Here is an 8043-nt window from a genome sequence, read left to right on the forward strand (position 1 = left end):
CGGGCTGCCAGGGGTGAAAGAAGCCGCGGTGCTGGCGCGCGACGATGTCGCTGGCGCGGATCTGAGACTTGTGGCTTACGTGGTGATGTCGGCGAGGCCGGCGACGCATGCAACGCTTGCCGCTTCCGTAACCGATGCAACCCTGATACGGGCATCACTGGGCGAGACACTGCCGGACTACATGGTGCCGTCGCACTACGTCGTCTTGGACAGCTTACCGCTGACCCCGAACGGCAAGCTTGATCGCCGCGCGCTCCCGGCCCCCGAACGGGGCGGCAACGAACAGACCTACCTGGAACCGGGCACCGACACCGAACGCGCACTGGCCTCGATCTGGTCGGAGGTGCTGCACGTTGAGCGCGTCGGCGCCGGCGACAACTTCTTCGAGCTGGGTGGTCATTCGCTGCTAGCCTCGCAGGTCAGGGCGCGCATCGGTCGCCAGCTCGGTCGCGAGATCAGTCTGCGCAGTCTGTTCGACGCGCCAGTGCTGAATCAACTGGCTGCTCACATCGATGGGTCGCAAGCATACGGGTTCGCGCCGCAGGAACTGACTTCGCTGCCGCGTGACGGCCGGGAATTCCCGCTGTCGTACGCGCAGGAGCGTCTGTGGCTATTACAGCAAGCAGGCCTCGGCAGTGCGTACAACATGGACGGTGCGCTGGCGCTGCATGGGCCACTGTCGCTGGAGGCGCTGCAAGGTGCACTGGATGAATTGATCCAGCGTCACGAGATTCTGCGCACGCGCTTCGCAGTGTCGGCGAAAACAGGACTGCCTTATCAGGCGATCGAGACGCAACTGGCACTGCCGCTGCGGGTGCGCGACGCGCGGGCCGACGAGGTGGCGCACCTGCTGCGAGCGCATGCAACGGAAGGCTTCGACCTGTCGGTGGGGCCGCTATTGCGCGGTTTGGCGTTGCGGCTGGCACCCGAACATCACGTGATCGGACTGACGCTACATCACATCGTGATGGACGGCTGGTCGATGGGCATACTGGTGCGCGATCTTCAGATGCTGTACGCGGCACGCCTGGAACAACGCGCGGCGCAGCTTGCGCCGCTACAAGTCCAGTATGCTGACTACGCACAGTGGCAGCGCGGCAAAGACCAGTCGGCGGATCTGAGCTACTGGTTGCAGACGCTGGCGAGCTATCAGCAGCCGGTGAACGTGCTGGGTGCACCGGGTACACGCCTGGCTCCACACGGCGAGGCGCGTACGCTAACGCGCATCATGCCTGCACAGTTGGCCGAACGACTGATGCAGTTCAGCGGCGAGCGGCAGATGAGCGCATTCATGGTGCTGCTTGCGGCTCTCGCGCTGCTGCTGTACCGACACACGCGGGCAACCGACCTGTGTATCGGTACGACGGTGGCCGGGCGCGGCGAACTAGCGACCGAAGCCCTGATCGGTTTCTTCATCAACATTGTGCCGCTGCGCATCGGTGTATCGGATGAGGACTCAGGTGAGGCGCTGCTCGCGCGGGTGCGCCATCAGGTGCTGGAGGGACTGTCACACGACGGACTGCCGTTCGAGCAATTGCTTGCGGCGCTGCCGGAGCGAGGCGGGCAGGGCGGCGATGCGCTGCTGCCGGTGATGCTGAGACATCAGAATTTTCCGGAAGCGGATGCGCAGACGTGGGCGGGCGGCGTACGGGCGCAGCCAACGAGCGTGACGGCGGTGTGGACGGCCCGCTGCGACCTCGATCTCCAGTACTACGGTGACGTCAACGGGATGGAGGTCGTGGCGGAGTACGACTCTTCGCGTTTGGAGGAGGGGCGGGTCAAGCAGTTGCTGGACACGCTGGAGGTGCTGCTGGGACGGCTCGTCAGCGATGCTTCGATGAATGTGCAAATGCTGATCGCGCAAACGGAAGCCGAGCGCGAACGCCTGACGCAGTGGAACCATACGCATCGTAAGTTCGATACGCGAAGTGTGTGTGAACTGTTCTCGCAACAAGTGAAGATCCGGCCACATGAGATTGCATGCCGCGAAGACGGACGTGCGTTGACGTATCAGGAGCTGGATTCGCATGCGCGGCAGATTGCGCATGCGCTGCACACGCGGGGTGTCGGCGTGGACGAGACCGCGCAACCGGGTGCACGGATCGGTGTGCTTGCGCCTCGCGGAGTGGATTTCGTCACTGCACTGCTGGGAATCTGGATGGCGGGGGGCGTATATGTGGGGCTGGAGCCGTCTTATCCGCCCGCTTACGTACGCCACATAGTAGAGGACGCAGCGCCGACACTGCTGCTGACTGACGATGCTACACGACTCGACTGGCTCGATAACGAGTGCGAGGTGTTGGAACTCGGTACGGTATTGAGGAACCAAGACATCCCGCAGGTTTCGGCTTATCACGCCGCGCCTCGCGACCTCGCCTACATTGCTTACACCTCGGGCTCGACAGGTCGTCCCAAGGGCGTAGCGGTTCCACATGGTCAGCTGTTGAACGTCTTGGCCTCTCTCTGGCAGCAGATCCCGTTCGACGCACACGAAGTGGTCGCACAAAAGACACCGACACCATTTGTGGTGTCAATAAAGGAGATGCTCGCCGGGCTGTTGATGGGGCTACCGCAGGTCGTATTCAGCGATCCCGTCGTGCGTGACGTGGCCCGCTTCGCACAGGAGCTGGAGCGAGCGCGTATCACACGGCTGAACTTGGTGCCTTCACACCTGTCGGCACTGCTGGAACACGCATCACGCCTGAGTAGCCTGCGCCATGTGATCACCGCGGGCGAGCCGCTGACGCAGGCGTTGCGCCTACGTGTCGAGGCGGCGCTGCCAGCCGCGCGCTTATACAACAACTACGGTTGTACCGAGCTGAACGACATCACCTACTGCATGCCGGGGGATCAGGACTCGGATGGGGCGGTGGTGCCGGCGGGACGTCCGGTGGGCAACCTGCGCGTCTATGTGCTCGACGCCGCGGGGCGGGAACAGCCGCAGGGCCTAGCCGGCGAGATCCACGTCGAAGGCGAGGCCGGACAATACTGGGGCCGGCCCGAACTCGATGCGCAGCGGCGCGTGGCGAATCCGTACGGGGCACCAGGGAGCTGGCTGTTCCGCACGGGCGACATTGGGCGACGGCTCGCGGACGGCCGCGTCGATGTGATGGGGCGCGCAGATCTGGATGTGAAGGTGCGCGGTCAGCGGATCGACCTGCGGCACGTGGAGAGCGTGCTGGCTGCGCACGAACACGTGCGTCAGTGCGTGGTGAGCGGTCGGGCGGATGCGACCAGCGAGGTGCAGCTGGTGGGGTACTACGTGCTGTACGAGCCGGTGTCGGTGCAGGCAATACGCGCGTGGCTGGTTCAGCGGCTGCCGGGGTATATGGTGCCGGGCTATCTGATGGCGCTGGAGCGATTGCCGCAACTGCCGAACGGCAAGCTGGACCGGCAGGCGCTGCCGGCGCCGGGTGAGGAGGCGAGTGCCGAAGAGCACGAAGCGCCGGCCGGGGCAACGCAGCAGTCGCTCGCTCAAATCTGGGCGCAGGTGCTGAAGTTGCCGCTGGAGCGAATTGGACGATGGGACAGCTTCTTCGAGCTGGGCGGCCACTCGCTGCTTGCCACGCAGTTGGCGTCGCAGATACGGGCGGTGCACGGCGTCGAACTGGAGTTGCGCACGCTGTTCGAGACGCCGGTTCTGGATGCACTCGCGCAAAACATCGAAGACCTTCAGCGCGAAGGCGCGCATACGACGCTGCCGGCAATCGAGCCGGTTGCAAGGCATGGCGCGCCGCTGGCGCTGTCGTTTGCGCAGCAGCGGCTGTGGTTCCTCGACCAGCTGGAGCCGGGCAGCGCGCTCTACAACATCCCGGCGGCGATCCGGCTGGTGGGGCGGCTCGATATCGCGGCGCTGGAGAAGACACTGAACGAGGTGGTGCGTCGGCACGAAGCGTTGCGCACCCATTTCGTGGAAGTGGACGGCACGCCGGTACAAGTGGTGGTGGCGGAGTTGCTGCCTGCACTGCAACGCGTGAGTATCGAAGCACCCGATGCGCCTGCTCGCGACAAGGAAGTCGGGCGGCTGCTGCGGCAGGAAGCATTGCGTGCGTTCGATCTGTCGACGGGGCCGCTCATCCGGGCAGGACTGCTGCATGTCGGGGAAGACGAACATGTCGTGTATCTGACGGTTCATCACATCGTATCGGACGGCTGGTCGACGGGTGTGCTGGTGCAGGAAGTGGCCGCGCTGTACGGCGCCTTCGTGCGCGGCGAGCCCTCGCCCCTGACACCGCTGGGCGTGCAGTACGCCGACTTCGCACACTGGCAGCGCACGTGGCTGGCTGGCGACACACTCGACCGGCAGTTGCAGTACTGGACGCAACAGCTCTCCGGCGCCCCGTCACTGCTGACGCTGCCGCTTGACCATTCACGTCCGGCCGTACGGGGCCAGCATGGCTCGACGGTCGCGTTCACGGTAGACGAGCACACCACGACGGGACTCAACGCCCTTGCACGTCGGGAACAAGGCACGCTATTCATGGTGCTGACAGCTGCATTCAACGTCCTCTTGGCGCGCTACGCGAATCAGGACGACATCTGCATCGGCACCCCGATAGCGAACCGCAGACATGCGGGATTGGAAAACCTGATCGGCTTCTTTGCAAATACGCTGGTGTTGCGAACGCAGGTGGATACACGGCAACCGTTTTTGCAATTGCTGCAGCAGGTAAAGGAAACGACGCTCAGTGCGTATGCGCATCAGGACGTGCCGTTCGAGCAGCTTGTCGAAGTGCTGCAGCCCTCTCGCAGCATGGGTCATTCACCGCTGTTCCAGGTGATGCTGGCGCTGCAGAACGCGCCGCTCGACGAACTGTCGCTGCCTGGGCTCAGCCTGCGGCCGCTGCAACAGCACGACGACGCGCCGGCGAAGTTCGACCTAACGTTGACCGTAAGGGAACAAGGTACGCAGCTGTTTGCGACGCTGGAATACGACGCCGACCTGTTCGCGGCAGAGACCATCGAGCGGATGAGCGCGCATTTCGTGCATCTGCTGGACGGGATCGTGGCGGATGCCACGGCCCGGGTGGGCGAACTGCCGATGCTGTCGGCGGATGAGCGCGCGCAGAGGGGCGTGCCATGGAATGACACGGAGATTGCGTATGCGCATGAGCAGACGCTGCACGGATCGTTCGAGGAGCAGGCACGGCGCACGCCGGATAACGTGGCACTCGTGTATGAAGACGCGCAACTGAGCTATGGCGAACTGAACGCACGTTCAAACCGCCTGGCGCATCACCTGCGCCAACTCGGTATCGGCCCTGACGTACGGGTGGGACTCTACCTGGGACGCTCGCTGGAGATCGTGGTGGGCCTGCTCGCAGTGCTGAAAGCGGGTGGCGCCTGCGTCCCGCTTGACCCGTCAGACATGCAGGAACGCCTGTCATTCATGCTGGCCGAAACAACGCCCGCCGTGCTGATCACGCACGCATCGCTGCCGGATCAGCTTGAAACAGGCGATGCCGTGATCTTCAGCTTCGAGCGCGACGGAGCGCAACTGCACCAGGCCCCCGTCACGAACCCGCACAGTCAGACGCTGCCGCAGCATCTGGCCTATGTGACCTACAGGCCGGGTTTCGCGATTCGTCCCGATGGCGTCGGCATCGATCACCGTACGCTCGGCAGCCAGCTCGCAGCGCTTACAAGGGCAACGCTCGGCATCGAAACCGGCGACGCCCTGCTCTTGCTGGATGCCGTCAGCCCGCAATCCTGCATGCTGATGGCGACCGGTCGGCCGCTCGTGCTCGCAAGCGACGCGGCGTCGTCGTCGCCGGAGCAACTATCACAACTGATCCCGCGACACGCCATTGCGGCATTGCATGCGACGCCGTCCGCCTGGCAGAGGTTGCTCGACTACGGATGGCCCCTGTCGGATCGCACACTGAAGGTGCTGTGCGCCGGTGACGCGTCGTTCGGTCAGGTGGCCAAACGTCTTCTCGCCCATACGCCGGCGATCCTGCATCTATTTGGTCCGCCCGAGACCGGTAACTGGTGTGCGCTGGGCGAGGTCACCCGCGAGCAGCAGATCGTGATCGGCAGACCGGTCACGAACACCCGTTTCTATCTGTTGGATGCGCATCTGAACCCGGTCCCGGTGGGCGTCGTGGGGCAGTTATACGTTGCCGGTGCCACGCTCGCGCGCGGCTACCTGACGCGTGCCGAAGCCACCGCCGAGCGCTTCGTGCCGGATCCGTCCGGGGCTCCGGGCGACCGGATGTATTGCGCCGCAGAGCGGGCGCGCGCGCTGCAGGACGGCAGCGTCGAGTTGCTGAGCCGGGTTCGCCCACCGGCCCGGCTACGCGGCGCGGCTTCCCCTCGCAGCAAGTCGCTGGTCGATCTGGGCACGAACGGCGTGCCCTACGTCGCGCCCGTCACCGAGGCCGAACAGGCACTCGCCGCGATCTGGGCCGAGATCCTCGGGATCGTCCGGGTTGGCCGTAACGACAATTTTTTCGACCTCGGCGGTCACTCGCTGATGGCCACCCGCGTGATCTCGCGAGTGCGCACGCAGTTCCGGATCGACGTGCCGCTGCTGGCGCTGTTTGAGGCGTCGACCTTGATGGAATTCGCGAAGAACGTGAAAACAGAAACTACCAATTGGGAAGAGGTTGAACTATGAATGCCATCGACCTGGTCAGCCTTTTGAAGGAAAACCGGATCGAGCTGAGTGTGGTTGACGGCAAGCTCAGATTTCAGGCTCCCCAAGGCTTCGCGACGCCCGAACTGCTCGCCTTGCTGAAGGAACACAAGCAGGAGATCATCGGTCACCTCGCCTCGACGGATGCGACGCGGGACGAGCTGACGCCGCGGCCGCCCGGTCCGTCCGCACCGCTGTCGTTTGCACAGCAGCGGCTCTGGTTTCTGCATCAGATGGATCCGCACGCCGCGACCTACAACGTGCCCACCGCCGTGCGGCTGAACGGCGAGCTCGACCGTCACGCGCTGGCCTGCACGCTGAACGAGGTCGTCCGGCGACACGAGTCGCTGCGCACGCGTTTCGACGTGGTCGACGATGTGCCGGTGCAGGTGATAGGTCGGGATTCCGAACTGAAGCTGACGCTGGTCGACCTGTCCGGCATGGCGCCCGCCGAACGCGATGCGCGGGCGCGCGCGCTTGCCGAGCAGGAAGAGCAGATGCCGTTCGATCTGTCGACGGGTCCGCTCGTGCGTGCCTGCCTTGTCCGGCTGGATAGCGATGCGCACATCGTGCTGCTGACGTTGCATCACATCGTATCGGACGGCTGGTCGATGGGCGTGCTGATAGACGAGGTCGCCGCCTTGTACACAGCGTTTCGCGATGGGCGGCCGTCGCCGCTGGCGCCGCTGGCCATTCAGTACGCCGATTACGCGCACTGGCAACGTCAGTGGCTGCGGGGCGACGTGTTGCACCGGCAGCTTGCCTACTGGAAACAGCAACTGGGCGGCGCACCGTCGTTGCTGACGCTGCCGACCGATCGGCCGAGGCCGACGGTGCGGCGCTCCCGCGGCGATACGTTCGGCTTCGTTATCGAGCCGGAGCTGACAGCTGGATTGAATGCGCTCGGCCGTCGGCAGCGGGCAACCCTTTTCATGGTGCTGGCGGCCGCATTCAACGTCCTGCTGTCACGCCATGCGGCGCAGCAGGACGTCAGCATCGGCATTCCGATCGCGAACCGCACGCGTACCGAACTCGAACCGCTCATCGGGTTCTTTGTGAACACGCTGACGCTGCGTACCCAGGTCGATGGGAAAGCGAGCTTCGAGGCGCTGCTCGAACAGGTGCGGCGCAAGGCGCTAGCTGCCTACGCGCATCAGGACGTGCCGTTCGAGCAACTGGTGGAAGAGTTGCGCCCGCAGCGGCAGCTCAGCTACACCCCGCTGTTTCAGGTGACCTTTGCGTTGCAGAATGCGCCTTCGGAATCGCTGGCGTTGCCCGGGCTGACGCTCGAACCGCTGGCCGGCGAAAACCGCACCGCGAAATTCGATCTGGAACTCAACATCGAGGAGCACGGCGACACGCTGGTCGGTCACTTCGGTTACGACGTGGATCTGTTCGACGCAACC

At 64.4% G+C, this 8043-nt stretch carries 2 protein-coding genes; both read left to right on the forward strand.

All coding sequences use genetic code 11. The annotated features are described in order from the left end of the window. Positions 1–13 precede the first annotated feature (13 nt). Positions 14–6619, forward strand: a complete 6606-nt coding sequence (locus HB633_RS30340) for an amino acid adenylation domain-containing protein (RefSeq protein WP_346730392.1) — start codon at positions 14–16, stop codon at positions 6617–6619. Continuing rightward, positions 6616–8043: condensation domain-containing protein (locus HB633_RS30345; RefSeq protein WP_255581295.1), on the forward strand; the 1428-nt coding region annotated here is incomplete at its 3' end. The genes HB633_RS30340 and HB633_RS30345, both read left to right, overlap by 4 nt.

Source organism: Caballeronia sp. dw_276 (assembly GCF_018449635.1).
Classification (GTDB): domain Bacteria; phylum Pseudomonadota; class Gammaproteobacteria; order Burkholderiales; family Burkholderiaceae; genus Caballeronia.